Raw genomic sequence first — 17,393 nt, 5'->3', positions numbered from 1 at the left:
ATAGAGCGTTTAACAGAGCACTCATGAAGAGAGCTGCTCAAGCTGACTCATACCCCGTGGTATGCAGGCGCAGGCTGTGTCGCAGCAGGGAACATCTGCTTCGCAGTGAACATACCTCAGGTTGTTTTGAAAAAGCAGCCTGGCTATCAATTTAATTAGAAAGGAAATATCTAATAATGAGCGAAGAAACAACTAACAGCACTGATGTTTTTAATACTTCGGCGCAGGCTGAATTTATCAAACAGTTCAGTACGCAGCTGATCGGCAGTCTGCAGCAGACAGAAAGCAGTTCTTCCGCCAGCGTCGATCCGATGACTATGTTCGATACTATGGCGGCCGCATTGACTGAAGCGGGTGCCGATGCCGACTATATTCAGGCGGTTCAGGCGCTGAAAGGAGATGATTCCATTCTGGCCGAGCTGCAGAAGTTTCAGGATGCACTTGCCGGAAAGGGCGATATTACTCAGGTGGGCTCACCTGCGGCCGCCGAATCGACCGCACAGGAAGCATTGGCAGATCAAGGGGATCTGCTTAAGTTCAGCGACTATCTCTCCAATATCGGCGGCCCGGCTACCGGCTATGCAGGCAATGCTGTCAGTATTCTTTCAGACAGCTCCGATATCCATGTAATGAAAAATGTGGTCCGTTTGGAGAAGCAGCTGAAAAAAGACTTTTCCAGCCTGACCAATATTATTGAGCAGAACCGCAAGATGAACTTCGATGTGGAGGCCGCTTACCATAGTCGTTCCAATTTCACCATCCACAGTACTGACGGCAAGGACATTGAGGTGATTCGTAATTTGTCGCCGAAAGATCTGGCGCTGTTAAAGGTGCAGGAGACCACCGCGTCGCTGAACCGTGCTGATACGCTGGCCGAAGCTAAATCTCTGGCGAAAGACGTGTTAGGAACAGTCGGCAAGGGCGTTAAGGCTGCAACCGCGGGTTATAAGATTGTCAACGGCGGAGTCAGCATTGCAGCCGGAGATGCGAATCTGAAAGATGCCTGGGATCAGCTGCAGAAGGGGGAGATATCCCAGTCCGAGTACAACAAGCTGGCTACCGATGCGCGCTTTAAAATTGCCAATGGTTCATTAGGGCTGGGTAAAGGCGTCGCCAGTATCGGCGAGTTTGTCGCGAAAAAAATTGCCAAGAACCTCAGCAAGGAGACCGGTGAAAAAGTAAACCGTTTTGTTCCTGTGGTGGGTAATGTGATTGGTATAGGCCTAGGTGTGATGTCAGTTACTCAGAATGCTATGGCTGCCGATGAAGCCCGCCGCGAAGGCAATCACGGCCGTTCAGCGATGTTCGGTGTGATGGCCGCGCTGGATGCGGTCACTGTGGTGCTGGACTCTGTGAGTATGGTGCTGGATCTGATCCCTGGAATCGGCACTATGGCCTCGTTTGTTGTGGATCTGATCAGCACAGTGATTGGTTTTGTCAGCAGCGTAATCGGCTTCTTTACCGATCTGGTGGATACCCGTTCGCCGGAAGAAAAGATCAGTGCTGATTTCAATAAGTTTATCGCCTCCAATAAGTTTAAGGATTACGTTGACGGAATCGCAGATACCTATCAGAAGCAGGGTTACGATGTGCTTAAGTATTATATCGACAGCGAAGGAGCCGGCGTTGAAGGTGAAGAGGCTGCGCGTGCCAAAGTAGCTGCTCATGAGGAGATCCGCAGTCTGACTGATAAGGCCAGAGAGAACGTTGACGATCTTAGACTGGCGATTATTGATAACACTTACGGAGATGCCACCCGTGAAGGGGGAGCTGCAGACGATCTGATCAGCGTTGTCGGCGGCGGCAGTAAGACCCTGTACGGCCATGATGGTGACGATCTGCTGTTCGGCGGCGAAGGCAATGACATTGTCGACGGCGGCAAGGGTAACGACTACCTGAACGGCGGTGACGGTGTAGACAAACTGTACGGCGGCGAGGGAGACGATCAGGTGGTATTTGAACCTGGAATCGACCGGGAGGCCGACGGCGGGCCGGGTAAAGATACGCTGATTGTACCCGGCTCTCAGGGTTATATCCGCGATCAGTACTTTACCTGGAAGCCGGTTTACGACTATCACGAACACGGCGCAACCCTGGTCAGTCAGGAGACCCGCGGCAATCTGCGCCCGAACGGTCCGATTGCTCCCGGAGAAGTAGTGAAGCCGGTGAACACTATCAGGGCCGGCGGTGTTTATATCGATCTGGAAAACCGCTCAGCCGGTTTCAGCCTGGGCAACAGCTTCCTGATCGGCGAAGACAAGCTTAGTCAGACTCTTGCAGACGGCAGCAAGGGTTACTTCAACGCTTACTATGATAAGTATGCTTCTGCGGAAGTTAAGCAGAAGGCGCTTGATGATGAAAGAAAGCATCTGCAGGAGTTAAACAGTCTGCTTCAGCGTAACGGAGGCTCACAGGATATCGGCACCTATGAAACCCTGCTGGAGCAGACGCAGAATAGAAACCTCTGGCTGTTAGGGCGTGACAACAGCAGCCCCGACTATCAGAACACCTATCTGACCGACGGCGAGTTCCTATACGTTGTTGAACTGTTCCAGGGACAGCTCAACGGCTCCATCGTCGGCAAGAGCCGTTTCCGTCTGCAGGATATCGCCGACTCGGTAGTTAGCTGGGAAAAGCCTGCCGGATACGAGTGGGTCAATGGTTTTTACCGTGAAAATCAGCGGGTGGAAGCGCAGCTTTATCTGTCTTTTTCCAGTACCGATCTGGTGCAGGAATTTGAAAATATGGTGGTCAATGCCGATACCAATGCGACTATCTTCGGTGACGGCGGCGATAATATGATCCGCCAGGGACAGCTGGTAAACAGTAACAGCGGCAGCGGGCTGATCGACGGCCGCGGCGGTAACGACACTATAGTGATCGAGCGGGCGGCCAACCGAACCCGACTGTACGCTGATTCTTACAGCCACAGAACAGAGGTCCGCGGCGGCGAAGGCAGTGATACGCTGGTGCTTTCTAGCGACGATCCGCAGTCCGAGCGCATCAAAGAATACGAACATGACGATTATCATTATTCCTATCTGCTGGTGGATCCTGATTCGCCGAAGACCATTGATACCTATAGGCTGGGCGGTCAGCGTTCGGATCAGCAAGGTGCGGAATACGATATCCTCAGCGTCAGCGGCATAGAGTCCGTGGTGTTGGAAGACAGTAAGCTGGAGCAGACCGCGCCGCGTCCTATCTATCTTGATGCGTCCGAGCTCAGCAGCGCTCTGATGATCAGCGCCAACAGCAAAAATAAGGTTACCGTGAAGACCACTGCACAGGATGATACGCTGCGTATCGTTAACGCCTCTACCGGCAGTAGTTTCAGTAATGCCGGCGGGCAGGATCTGCTCGACTTCTCCGACTTTGACGGCAGTGGTGCAGTCAGCGTGGATCTCGGTTTCAATACGGTCAGCGGCGGCCTGCAGGCAACGCTGCAAGGTTTTGATAATGTCAGGGCGACTCGTTTCAGCGGGGACGTGTTAAAAGGCAATGATAACGATAACCTGCTGATGGCCTACGGCGGCAGCGATACACTTGATGGGCGCTGGGGTAACGATCATCTGGTCGCCGGGCGCGGACAGCATACTTTAATTGGCGATAAAGGCAGCGACACTTACAGCATCGGCGGGCCGGTTGTCACAGAAACAGCGGCAATCAGCGTTAAGCGCGGCAAAGACGGTCAGCTGCAGGTAAGCGGCCGCAACGGCAGCTGGCAGGACAATAAACTGATTCTCGATGTGCTGGGTGACGATAGAGCCAGTCTGATCCTGGGCAATATCAAGCTTCTTGATGCAGACGGTAAAGATCTTACCGGTAAAGGACGGATCAGCATTGAGGACAATAAGCTTGTTTTCGAGCCGGGAAGCGACTTTGGCGATCTGCAGCGTCACGATAAAACAACCCTGTATGTTAGATATCAGAGCGAGGGTTCGCTGGCGCGCATCGACGAGACAGATCAGGGTAACCTGCTTCGAGTCGGGCACTTTACCGCTGCCGAGCAGATTCATGCAGATCTGGATCAGGATCATAACCTGGTGATCAAGGACGCTGACGGCAAAGTAGTGTTTGTCGACCTTAACTGGGGAAGACAGTTTAATGCCGGCAAGACCAACCTGCTGAACCTGGCGGCTGATTTTGCTAAACGTTTCCCTAAACTGATGCTGACCGAAGCGAATACCGTTCTGGACCAGACTGCTGTCTACAATCTGCTCACCGAGCAGTTGAGCAGCAGGATGCATCTGCAGAGTTCACCATGGGATATGCATGTTGTGGCCTCTAAACATGAGGCTGTGACGGGCGGCGCCGGGGACGATATCTTCGTTTCCGACGTTTATGGTGACGGCAAAGCTAACGTTGCTGAAATCAACAGTGGCGCCGGTAACGATACTATAATCGCCGCTGCAGGAAACCAGATCGGCAGCGGTAAGCATACGCTGGTTCGTACTGGAAGCGGTGATGACATAGTTGTGATCGGCAATAGTGAACGGGTGGTAGATATTCGTTTCGAAGGCAATGACGGAAGCAAAGTTCTGAAGATTGAAAACTGGTCGGCCGGCCAGCTGCAGATTGAGTCGGACGGCGGCAGCGGTTATCACCTGAAAATGAATGATGCCCTGGTCGCGACCCTGGATGAAGCACCCGATACGATTGGTTTTGCCGATGGGGATAGAATCTGGATAGTGAGCGATGTGCCGGCTTATCTGAACGCGCGGATGCAGGGCCAGAGTTATGCTCTGTCCAGCTTCCTGGATCAGAATGAGAATATGGGGCTGCGCTTTGCAGATCTGCGTTCGGAGCAGGTGACTCTGGATATCAGTAAGGCGGCTGAAGGGGTCGACATCAAACTGATGGCGGCAGACAGGACGCTGTATACCTTCTCGATGCCTGAGTTCAGCAATACCGAGCTGGCAATTGGCGGTGTTGCATTCGGGCTTGCGCTGCAGGTCGTCGGCGGCATTGAGTTCGCCGATCAGACGCTGAATTTTCAGGAAGCATCAAACTGGCTGCAGGGGATCCTGCAGGATAGTTCCCGTTACAGTTTAGGAGATGGACTGTCACTGGTTGAATCAGTCAGCGGCGGTGAGACAGATCCTCTGGTGCAGGTATGGAAGGAACTGCCTCTGCAGAACGGTTCTTTTGAAGCAAATACTCTGGAGAAGGACTACACCATTTACCGGGAAAACGACAGCGTCACGATTTTCGGCGCCCCGATTGACATCCCGGGCTGGGACTTCAGCGGTTTCGGCAGCCCCTCCGGCGGTATATCTTCGGATAAACAGGGACGAGGAATCGACGGCGGCGCGTCCGACGGTGTCAATATGGGCTATCTGCCGGACAGAGCGACGATGAGCCAGCAGGTTGGTACCTTCGAAGCGGGCACAAACTACCGCGTTTCCCTTGATTACCATACCCCGGATACCGGCCTTGAAGTACGCCTATGGGCGGGCGATACCCTGGTGGGCAGCAAGGTTCTGAGCGAATCTGATACGGCCGGACAGTTTGGCTATCCAAATCACAAAAGCTGGCAGAGTCTGACCATGGAGGTAGACGGTTCCTCGTTTCTGGCGCGCGCTGCCGACGGACAGCCTCTGAAGCTGGAGATCGTTAATGCCGCCGGCAGTAGGCAGTACGATACGTTCAAGGTGGATAATATCCGTCTTAGCCAGCTGACCATGGTCAAGCAGTCTGAAATTGAACAGCCTGTAACTCCAGATCCTGTGACCCCGAAACCGGAACCTGTGCCGCAGTTTATTGAGCTGGTCGATGCACCTAATACACTCAGCGGCTGGGATGTTCAGAGCGGGGGAGACGGTTTCCACACTGCAGAAAACGGACTGACCTCTTCCTATGAGTGGGGAAGCAGGACCCGTCGTTTTGATGTCTCCGAACTGATCAGCACCTATGGTGCCAACCCGATCAATATCAGCGAGAGTTTCCACCAGGCGGGATATACAGCCGACAGCTACAAGCTGACGGTACGTCTGCTGGACAGTGCCGGCACTGAGCTGCACAGCTGGACTACCGGTGAGCAGACAGTACAGGGTTCGGTCAAGGTGGAGCATACGCTGCAGAATTACGATAGTAGTCTTCATTACCTTGAAGTCACCGATGCCGGTAAGGATCAGGAGTACTGGGCTGGTCAGTGGGGGGCACGTATGGAAGGACTGTCGATGCAGTTTGAGACTGGAGCAGATGCTGACAGTCTACGTCTGGCCCGTTTGAGCAGTGCGATGGCAACTTTTGACAGTGACGGCGCATCTGACGGCAGCGGATTGTCGGAGAGCCGTTATAACCTGCAGCCGGTACTTACCGCTTCGCATATCTAGCTTTTTAATCTAGGAATATAGGAGGGGTCACCCCTCCTATTGATTATCTATACCCAATCTACCTCAATATGCTGATTCAGAGGTGGTTTGGGTATGGATATATCAGCAGCTTATTACATTAAGTCAGTCTATGAAAACTGCAAATGGCACCGAAGCTGAGACAGATTGATTTGCCAAGTCATAGTGTTACTGCTGCTTAAAGAGTGAATTTTTATTTTACCCGACCATAAATAAGTTTACTTATTGCGGCGGGTGTACACGGAGCCTTCGGGCATATTAAAAATGAAAAAGTAAGGATGAAAGAATGGAAGCAGTAACCGATTTCGGCCGGCAGATTAATGAAGCAACTTCCTCGGGGGATGAGATTAGAAGTGATGTTCTCGGTAACTTTATGAAGCAGTTCGGCGCGGGTTTTTCGCAAATGATGCGCGACAGTATTGTTAATAAAGATGCCAATGAGATGAGTGCTGAAAAAATGGAAGCATTTTTCGCGCAGGCCTTAACCGATTCCGGTGTGGATCCCTCTGTGGTAAGCGAACTGTCGGGTTTGATGCAGGATCCTGATATTCTCGCCGCCCTGCAGGATTTTGATCAGACACTTAGCGGCGATCAGAGTGCGGCAGTAACCGCGCCGGCAGATAGTGCATTGCCCTCTGTGGATGAGGTATTCCCTGATCAGCCGACTATAGATGCCGGTTTAAACGGCAAGGTTAAAACTTTAGAAGAATACAGTGATTATATTTCCGGTGCAGGTACAAGCTTTGGCGGATATATGGTCGGCCTGCCTTCAGATATTAAGGACGGTACCGGGCTGGTACTCGGCGGTATTGAAAAATTTCGTTATAACAAAATTGCCAAGGTACTGAAAAGCGGTGATCTGGACGGCATTCCTGAATGGAAAAATAAACTGCAGGGCGCGCTGGACAGCGGTGATGTGCTTACTGAAGGGCAGTCATCATTTAAGAAAACCTTTGATAATGTGGCAACCGGTGCGAGTATTGCCACTTCTATGTTCGGCATAGTGCAGGGCGGTATCAGTATTGCCGCCGGCAGTGAAAAAGAGGGCATAAAACGTGATTTACGGATCACCGGCGGTGCTTTGAGCGTTACTAAAGGGGTTTATTCTCTTTCCAGTATCGTTATTACTAAAATAGCGCAGAAAGCCGGTGGTGATACTGCTGAAAAAGTGGCTAAGTTTTTCTCTAAGGCTGCACTGCAGAAAGATATTGCCGAAGTCGGATTCAGCGCTTCTTCCGGATTAACCAAAGCAGGTGTCGGCTTTGCCACGGTAGTCGGCAGTGCACTGGCAATCGGTATGGGCGTGGTCAGTATTACTAAGAATGCGTTAGCCGCTGAGGAGGCATTTGACAGCGGTAACTCCAGCCGCGGTGCCATGTATACAGCAATGGCGGTAATTGACGGTCTGGGAGTTATTCTCGATGTTGCCAGCTTAATCTGTGACTTTGTTCCTGTGGTTGGTACAGCTATCTCCTTTGTACTGGACTGTATTAATTTTGCATTAACCGGCATTAATACTCTGCTTGGCTTCTTTGCTGATCAGCTGGACAGCCGCACGCCGGAGCAGAAAATCACTCAGGCACTGGATTCATATGTTGATTCCGATGAATTCACTAAATTTATTGACGGTCAGGCTGAAACCTTCAAGAAAGAAGGTTATGACGTCTTCCAGTATATTGTTGATGCGGAGGAAGCGGGATTATCGCAGGCCGGTATTGATGATTTAACCGCTTACGTTACAACCGTGAAACGCGATCTGACCGAGAAAGCTAAGCAGTACAGTGAAGATCCTAATAACCGTCTTGCTCTGATTGACGGAACGGCCAGCGGCAATACCTTAAACGGACGTGAAAATGATGACTACCTTGACGGCCGTAAGGGTAATGACATTATTTATGGTCATGGCGGCAATGATATTATTATCGGCGGCGTAGGCAGGGATCAGCTGATCGGCGGCACCGGAGACGATACTCTGGACGGCGGTTTAGGCGGCGATACCATTGAAGGCGGTGAAGGTAATGATACCGCGCGTGCCGGGCTGGGTGATGATCTGATCAATATGGGGCCGGGTCAGGATGTGATCAGCGGTCTGTTAGGTAAAGACACTATCGACGGCGGCGCAGACAGCGATACCCTAAGTGTTGAGCAGATGTTTGACTCGCTGGCTTCGCGCTCTTTAGCGGTGAGCTGGGAACTGCCCGAGGGACAAAACTGGGGCGATTCCGATCGTGATACCTATATTGCAGTTGCTAATCAAAGTAACTGGAAAGACTATGCACCGGAGTCCGAGCCGGCTATCGGTTTTAATGTTGATCTGGCAGAAAATTCTGCTTCCGCACGTTTAGGTATTACAGCAGTTAATGATATTAAAGGCGGCCTTTATAATTATGACCTTTTCCCTAAAATCGCCAATGCTTATACCGATGATCAGCGTAATTTCAGCAGTCATTACTTATTTTCTGAACCTCTGCCGCTGATTTCTCTGCTGGGGCGGATAAATTTCAGTGATAAAGAAAATAATCATATCGCTTATATGCACCATAACGGCGAGTGGACCTCTTATATAATGGATCGTCCGGCGGATCATCAGATTAAAGCGGGTTACGATGCGTATATGGCTGAAGCAGAGCGTAACGGCCGTAAAGTTTACCTGTTAGGCTCTACCACATTAGCCTTTCATGCGGATGCCGGTTACTTTGGTGATATGCCGGTATTGACCGACGGTAATTCACTGATGATTTTTGATCCGAAAATAGGTTTTGCAAATATCAGTAAAGAAACCCTGATATCCATGGCCGGCGGTGAAAATGCCAATCTCAAATCAGCGGCCGGTTTCTACCTGTATCTGGTGGATAAAATCGGTGCTTCAGCTTCACTGAAAGATATTGAGAATGTGGTCGGTTCACAGTTTGATGATCTGCTTAAGGGGGACGACAAAGCGAATGTACTGATTGCCAAAGACGGTAATGATACCTTACAGGGTAAAGGCGGTAATGATGTACTTGATGCAAGCGGACAGGGTATTAAAACCGTAGACGGAGGCGAGGGAGACGATACGGTCAGCTATGCCAAGAGTACCGCAGGCGTTACTGTTAACTTAACTAGCGGTACGGCGCTTGAAGGCGGCCAGACAGATACTTTAGTCAGCATTGAAAATGTCAGTGGCTCTAAACACCGCGATATTATCACGGGTAATGAACAGGCCAACCAGATTGTTGCGGGTGGCGGTAACGATGAGGTGAACGCCGGTGCGGGTGACGATTATGTTGACGGCGGAAAAGGCACTAATACCCTCAACGGCGGTGCTGGTACGGACAGCGTTGCATTTACCCAGTTTAACGGTGTGATAGTAAGTATGTTGCAGGGAGAAGGTTACAGTCTTGCTGATCCGCTGACAAAAACCACCTTTAGTAACTTTGAAAATATTGTCGGCAGTGACGGTGATGACAGCTTGACCGGTGATAACAATAACAACGTATTATTCGGCGGTAAAAGAGATGATAATCTCTACGGTGTTGACGGTAATGATACCCTGATGGGCGGCAGTGGTTTTGATAAAATATTCGGCGGCAGCGGTAATGATCGGCTGTCCGGCGGCGATGATATTGATGAACTGCACGGCGGAGCCGGTTTTGATATTGTTGACTACAGCCTGAGTGATTCAGACAGAAAACGGCATTTGAATATTCAGCTTAATGATAACGGTATGACAACCTTTGCTAGAGATAAACAAACAGGTCATATTATCGATAAGATGACTGATATTGAGGGACTTGTCGGCGGTGACGGTAACGACACCCTGACTGGTAATTCGCAGAATAATCAGCTGACCGGTGGGGCAGGAAACGATACGCTGCAGGGGTTAGGCGGTAACGATGTACTGGTTGCCGACGGCGGAACTGATTCTCTTGAAGGCGGGGCTGGTAAAGATTTTTATCAGATCAAAGCTGACGGTCATGGCGTTGTTGATGATACTGATTTAGATAATGCCTTAGCATTTGACGGTGTCACATTGGCGCAGATTAAGGTGATTGTTGATGCGCAAAGCGGACGCATACAGTTTGTACGTAAAGATAACGGTGCAGTATTGTTTGAAGATGTTGAATCAGGACGGCAGTTAGCACAGTGGAAAGGGCAGGCTGATGATGCGCAGACTCTGGCGTTATCAAAAAGCTTTGTGTCACGCTTTTCAACCATTCGTATCGGTAATTCAGTATTAGAGCAGAACTCTATTATGAATTTAATCGGTGGTTCTATCTGGCAGTTTACAGGTGCTGCCGATGATACTGCTGTGCAGATGAATCAGCTGTCTAACTATATTGAGTCCAATATGAGTGACGGAACAATTCATGCCGGTGCCGGTGATGATCTTATTCATCTGACAGCAGGGCGTGCCGATGTGCATACCGGAGCAGGCCGTGACTATATTGATATTTCACAGAACAGTAATACTGCTCAGTCGGTTGTTTATGTGGATCAGTTTGCCACGCTGGAAGCGGGCGGCAGTAATAAAGTCAAACTGGTCAGTGCAGATGATGCAAGCTATAGCCTGGTATTAAAGGGCGAGTTAAATGACTGGAGCCTGGCTGCGGACGGTATCTCTTTACAGCATACCGACGGTGGTTTAATTGAGATGGCAGAGCAGCCGTTAAGCATTATTTTTGACGGCGCATCTAAGCAGGTGTTAGTCAAAGATGTTGCCGATTATTATACGCAGATAAACGGTGGCGGTAGTTACCAGCACAGCTGGGAACTGATGCCTGACGGACGCGTACTGATGAATCTGCCTGATCTGAATTCTACCGGGACGACAGTCTCTCAGGAAGTGGTCGGCGGAAAACTGACTGTGCGTATTAAACAGGGAGACAGGGTTTTACTGAGTCAAGAAGTACCTGCTGAAACACCTGAAGGGGCAAGTCTAGGTGATCTTCTGATGAGCCGTATCAAAGCTATTCGTTTTGCAGATCAACTGCTTGAAGGCGCTGCTTTAGGCGCATTTGTTAATACGGCTGTAGAGGCAAGTGGTACTGCCGGTCTGCAGGCTCCGGAGGTCGCCCCTGTGCCGAGCTTTATCGAACTTGTTGAAACACCAAATACACTGAGTGGATGGGATGTTACAAAGGGCGGTAATGGTTTTGCCGAAGCTGATAACGGTTTAACTTCGTCCTATGACTGGAGCAGTCGTACCCGCCGCTTTGATGTTTCCGGTTTAATCAGTACCTATGGTGCTAACCCGATAACCATCAGTGAAAACTTTCATCAGGTTGGTTATACCGAAGACAGCTATAAATTGTCGGTTAAGCTGCTGGACAGTGCAGGAAATGAACTTTCAAGCTGGACAACCGGCGAGCAGAAAGTGCAGGGCACAGCTGAAGTCAGCCATAAGCTGGAAGGTTACAGCAGTCAGGTACATTATGTTGAAGTAACCGATGCCGGTAAAGACAACGAGTACTGGGCTGGTCACTGGGGCGCACGTATGGAAGGTCTGCAGATTAAGTTTGCAACTTCAGATACACCGCTTGAGACGGCAGCTGCTGAAGAAGTTCTCAGCAGTCAGCGTCTGGCGGTGCTTTCTGGAGCAATGGCTGCTTTTGATGCCGACGGTTCTGGAGTCGGCTCTGCGGTTAAGGACAGCGGGCAGGTTGTATTACCTGTATTAACAACATCGGTTGCTTAAAGCAGAGTAACGGGGAAAACTTAACCTTAAGTTTGTTTTAATTACAAAGCCTTCGATATATATTGAAGGCTTTTTTGTTCTGCAGTGCGCAGACAGCATTACTTTTTACCTGCAGAAAATTTTCTCTCTCGGTGATTATTCATGCCCTCTGGTGTTAACTGGCTCAGGACAGCATCGGGTAGTTTCTGGCCTTGTTTAATCATGATCTTAGTCTTAAACAGAGGCTGCAAACACCGCTAAAAATTGAGGTTCTTAATGCTGAGTGGGAACTAGATCTGTCCGCATAAACTACGGCTGCCTATGACTAGTTTTAATTCTTTTACTATTAGCTGTTATGAAGCTTCGAAAGTATCTATACAGTCACATTTTTACTATAAATAAACCCTCACGAATTGAATTCATTTATCCGTATAAGTATGGTGTTTTTTTTGAAATTTAAGTATAAAAAATATACCTGAAATATAGTTTTAGTGTCTGTTGAATATTCTTATCTAAATATGAATAAATTTGTTTTTAAAGATAGTTTACCTGCCAGTACAACTTCAACAGCATTTTGAATTCTGCCTTTATTTAGTCAAAAAAAACATATAACAGCTGCCCGGATTTGCTTACAGGCGGCTGAACTTGGAAAAATTGAATCAATTAGGGATAGAGTAATGAAGAAATATTTTATGTTATTTTTTATGCTGTTAAATCTAACAGCCTGCGGTAGTGATAGCGGCGGCGATAGTGGTGGAAGTACTTCGTCCGCTTCTGTTTTAACGTTTTCACCTGCAGCAGTTAGCGAAAAGGCGTATGCAGGAGAAACAGCATCTTTTTCAGTTAATGTAAGGTCCAGTGCAGTATTTAGCGGTTATATTTATGTTACTGAAAGCACAGGAACTATTGACCCTTACATTCAAGTCATCAATAACTTTGACGGATCCTATACGGCTGCAATGAGTGTCTCATCGACATTAACGGTGGGTGACTATAAAGGACGTATTGAAGTTAAGCTGTGTAATGATATTAAATGTGAATCACAAATTGCGGGATCACCTTCGTATCTTGATTTTAATATAGAAGTTGCCTCATCAACTGTTGATTCTAATGTAGAAGACACTTCATCAGATATTGATTCAGATATAGAAGATACTTCATCAGATATTGATTCTGATATAGAAGATACTTCATCAGATATTGATTCTGATATAGAAGATACTTCATCAACGAATTTAACTCCTCTTGTTTCCTGGGACAATGTCGATAACTGGGAGACATTTCAGGGCAATGCGGCACACACAGGTTATGTGCCGGTTACGCTTGATGTAAATAAATTTTCTGCCCGCTGGCGATGGAATCCGCCGCAGGAAAATAACCAAGTGAGCCCGACAGTGGTCGCAGACGGCATCGTGTATGTTTCTAGTTCTGCGGAAGGGGCTGAGAGCTCTGTATTGTATGCTCTCAATGAAGAAGACAGCAGTGTGCAGTGGCAGCATGATTTCGGAAACGTTTACCTATTGAATGCGCCGGCTGTATCTAACGGCAAAGTTTTTGCGGCGACCAGCGGCCATGATGATACTTTTATGTGGGGGTTTAATGCAGATACGGGATCTAAGCTGTTCAGCAGCGCATTTCAGTCCCAATGGCCAGAGTATTATGCGCCAACGGTAGATAACGGTGTTATTTATACAAACGGCGGGTACTATGGCGGCCTGAACAGCTTTAATGTTTCGGATGGGGCTGGGCTGTTTTTTACAGATTTAAGCGGATATGATCAATGGACACCGGCTGTTGACGCTGATTATGCCTATGTCTATCAGGGGAATAACTGCGGCGGTTGTAATGATGCCGGTTTGAATATTATAAATAAAAACACTGGAGAAGTGATTAATACGATTGTCGATCCGCAGCATAACTGGTCTGGCTGGAGCATTTACGGTGCGCCTGTTATTGGAGCTAATAATACAGTTTATGCCGTTAATCAGGTTAGTAAATCCGAGTCTACTAATCACCTTGTCAGCTTCAATACACAAAGTTTGAGTATTAACTGGTCGGTTCCTGGGATTTTTCAATTAAATCCTACACTTGCAAACGAGGTTATCTATACGGCAAACCGAGCAACACTTCAGTTAGAAGCCCGCGATGAATTAAGCGGTGCTGTTTTGTGGACATGGTCAGCGCCGGATTCTGATGAAACAGGCTTCTATGGTAATATTATTGCAACGGATAATATGGTTTTTGTCAGTACCAATAAGCAGGTCTATGCGGTTGATATCAATACGCATAATGAAGTATGGGCTTATAGTAAGCCTGGTGAATTAGCGTTATCAAATAACGGCGTGCTTTATATCAGCACAAGTAACGGGTATCAAAGTGATGGTTCGTTAGCTGCGGTAAATCTAAAATAATTCATTATTAGAAAATAACTTCTTATTACTTAAACCATGCACAGGAAGCGCGAACTGTTTGTTTAAGTCCGCGCTTTTATATTACTTATAAAACTCGCTGATAACTTTGGTCATGTAGTAGTGATCCAAGGTGCCCTGACTTTCACGAATACTGTGCATGGCAAACATAGGGTTACCGACATCAATCGTATTTATGCCTAGAGATGCAGAGGATGTTGGTCCTATAGTACTGCCCGACGGTAGATCTGAGCGGTTGGCCATTTTCTGGTAGGGCACATCTGCTTTATTACATAAGTTAATAAACCGGCCGGCAGTTTCTGCTGTTGTGGCATATCTGAAGTTAGCGCTCATTTTAATAACCGGTCCCTGGTTCAGCAGCGGTGCATAGGATTTATCATGTTTGTCGGTAAAGTTAGGATGCAGGGCGTGTGCACCGTCTGCACTTATTAAGAAGCTGTGATGTTTTGCTCTTAGGCTGTCTTCTAAGTCGCCGCCCAGCGCGAAAATTATGCGCTCTAATAATGAGTTTAAGAAGTTTGAATCTGCGCCCATCATGGTTCGGCTGCCGATCTCTTCATTGTCAAAAAATACGCCGATATTGGTCTGCTGCGGATTATCTGCTGCGGTCAGACTTTTATAAATACAGTGGCACATGGCCAGATTATCCAAACGGCCGACGGCGATCATATCCTGATCCAGGCCGATAACTGCGCCTTTCTGGGTATCATAGAAAAACAGATCCATTTCCAGTATAGAGTCAGCATTTACACCGGCTTCCACTGCGACAAGCTCTTTTAAATAGTTTTTTTCGTCTATCTCTTTATCGCTGCCGAAAAGGATAACCGGCAGGTGGGTCTGTTTGTTGTATTCAAAACCGGCGTTTGCTTCTCGGTTAAGGTGAATAGCCAGATTGGGTATAAAACCGACCGCTCTTTTAAAGTCAACTAAGCGGTTCTGTACCCCGTTTTCTGTGTTAATTGAGATCCGGCCGGCTAAGGAGAGATCCCTGTCAAGCCAGGTACTGTTAATGCCGCCACCGTAAGTTTCAACACTGACCTTTAAGCATCCCGCTGATTTAGTCAGAGACTCGTTTTTAAGTTTTAAATGCGGGCTGTCGGTATGCGCACCGGCGATATTAAATCCGCTCTGCCATGGTTTTTCACTGCCGAGCTGAAAAGCGATAACAGCGCTGTTGTTTCTCTGCAGGTAATATTTCTGACCTGCCTCAAGCTTCCACTTATCACCTTCATTAAGGCTGCGGTAGCCACTGTTTTCCAGCTCTTTGATAATATTGGATGCTGCAAAGTATGACACTGGGCTGCTGTCTATAAAAGTGATCAGATCTTTGGCTAATATGTTTGCTTTGTTATTCATTTTATCTCCTAGTTATGCACCTATATTAACAGCAATAGGGATGCGGGAAAATCATGCAGTGACAGCTCGCGATCTCAATTAATCAAATAGCCAGCCGCAGTAATTATCCAGGTAAATAGTTCGGGATATCCATTATCCAGGGACCTTTGTCATGTTCACTTGTTCTGCAATAGACACAGATGATAAACATCTTCTAATAACATGTTCTTATCTTGATTTGTTTTATGATAACAATATATGGTTAGCGAATGACTAGCTTTTAAAGCCGAGCCCGGCATTAAATCCGTTTTGAATATCTGGAGATAAATATTTTGGATCAAGAATTACGCGCATTTATTTCACAATGGCTGGCTGGTGTCGGTATTGACAGTCAGCCTGCCGATGGTGTGTCGACCAGTGTAATGGTTTTGGCTTGTTTTATCGTTGCTTTTATCGGTCATTATCTGGTTAAACGCGGTGTGGTCAGCACCATGAATATTGTTATCCTGCGTTCTAAAGTGACCTGGGACGACATATTTATGCGCTATCGGGTGCTGGAGAAGTTTGCTAAGTTAGTGCCGGCTTTGATTCTCAACATCCTTGTTCCTTTAGCATTAACAGAGCACCCGTTAACCAGCAGCCTGGCGGATCGCGTGCTGGATGTGAGTATTATTGTTCTGTTTGTGCGAGCAGTATACAGCGCGCTTGATGCCGCCAATGAAATTGCTGATGTCAACCTGGTAAGCCGCCGTCTGCCGATTAAGAGCTTCGTACAGTTGTTTAAGCTGTTTATGTTCTTTGTCGCTATCATTATCTCGATTTCAGTACTTGCCGATCAGTCTCCTGTGTATTTCCTGAGTGGTTTGGGTGTCGCGACCGGTTTGGTTATGCTGGTATTTAGAGACACGATCCTTGGTTTTGTGGCTGGTATTCAACTAGCTGCAAACCGCATGGTGAGCACGGATGACTGGATTCAGATGGATAAATACGGTGCAGACGGCACCGTGGAAGAGGTGTCGTTGACTACGGTTAAGGTGCGGAACTGGGATAAAACCATTACCATGATCCCCGCATACGCATTAGTGTCAGATGCCTTTAAAAACTGGCGGGGCATGTCGGAATCAGGCGGGCGCCGTATTAAACGCTCGGTACAGATTGATATTCAAACAATAGGTTTTTTAACTGCAGAGGATCAAGAGCGCTTAAGCAAGATCAATTACCTTAAAGCTTATTTTGCTGAAAAGTCACAGGAAATCGATCTGTTTAATGCGCAGGTGAGCGACGCTGATATGCTGGTTAACAGCCGTAACCTTACTAATATCGGCACGTTTAGAGCTTATATGCTGGAGTATCTGCGTCAGCACGATAAGCTCCATAAAGAGATGACATTAATGGTGCGTCAGTTAGCGCCGACAGAGTCAGGCGTGCCGATTGAGATTTATATCTTTGCCAATGATACGCGCTGGGCATTTTATGAAGATATTCAGGCCGATATTTTCGATCATATCTTTGCTGTTCTGCCTACGTTCGGCTTAAAAGTGTATCAAAGACCAACCGGAGCGGATATCCGCAGTCTGCAGGGGTAAAGCCTTTAGGCTGAGTCATTTGATAATACTTTTG

Annotated in this window: 5 protein-coding genes; 4 read left to right on the top strand and 1 reads right to left on the bottom strand. The window is 48.0% G+C overall.

From position 1 onward, the window contains the following. The first annotated feature begins 176 nt into the window (after nt 1–176). The 3 genes from G337_RS0100120 to G337_RS0100110 all read left to right on the top strand — a co-directional run bounded on the left by G337_RS0100120 (nt 177) and on the right by G337_RS0100110 (nt 14,420). Nucleotides 177–6,335, top strand: coding sequence for a hypothetical protein (locus G337_RS0100120; RefSeq protein WP_028862062.1), 6,159 nt, complete (start codon nt 177–179; stop codon nt 6,333–6,335). A 304-nt stretch (nt 6,336–6,639) separates the two neighbouring features. Next, nucleotides 6,640–12,030: a hypothetical protein gene (locus G337_RS0100115; protein WP_028862061.1), complete on the top strand. Its 5,391-nt coding sequence runs from the start codon at nt 6,640–6,642 to the stop codon at nt 12,028–12,030. Between the two features lie 656 nt (nt 12,031–12,686). Then, nucleotides 12,687–14,420, top strand: coding sequence for an outer membrane protein assembly factor BamB family protein (locus G337_RS0100110; protein WP_028862060.1), 1,734 nt, complete (start codon nt 12,687–12,689; stop codon nt 14,418–14,420). Nucleotides 14,421–14,501: 81 nt separating this feature from the next. Here G337_RS0100110 and G337_RS0100105 read toward each other — a convergent pair whose 3' ends face one another. Further along, on the bottom strand, nt 14,502–15,794 hold the full coding sequence (locus G337_RS0100105; RefSeq protein WP_028862059.1) for a M18 family aminopeptidase: 1,293 nt from the start codon (nt 15,792–15,794) through the stop codon (nt 14,502–14,504). Nucleotides 15,795–16,105: 311 nt separating this feature from the next. Between G337_RS0100105 and G337_RS0100100 the strand changes: the two genes are divergently transcribed. Continuing rightward, nucleotides 16,106–17,359, top strand: coding sequence for a mechanosensitive ion channel family protein (locus tag G337_RS0100100; RefSeq protein ID WP_028862058.1), 1,254 nt, complete (start codon nt 16,106–16,108; stop codon nt 17,357–17,359). Nucleotides 17,360–17,393 lie beyond the last annotated feature (34 nt).

The sequence above is a fragment of the Psychromonas aquimarina ATCC BAA-1526 genome (assembly GCF_000428725.1).
Taxonomy (GTDB): Bacteria; Pseudomonadota; Gammaproteobacteria; order Enterobacterales; family Psychromonadaceae; genus Psychromonas; species Psychromonas aquimarina.
Note: the sequence above shows the minus strand (reverse complement) of the source record. Positions and strands in the feature narration are given on the sequence as shown.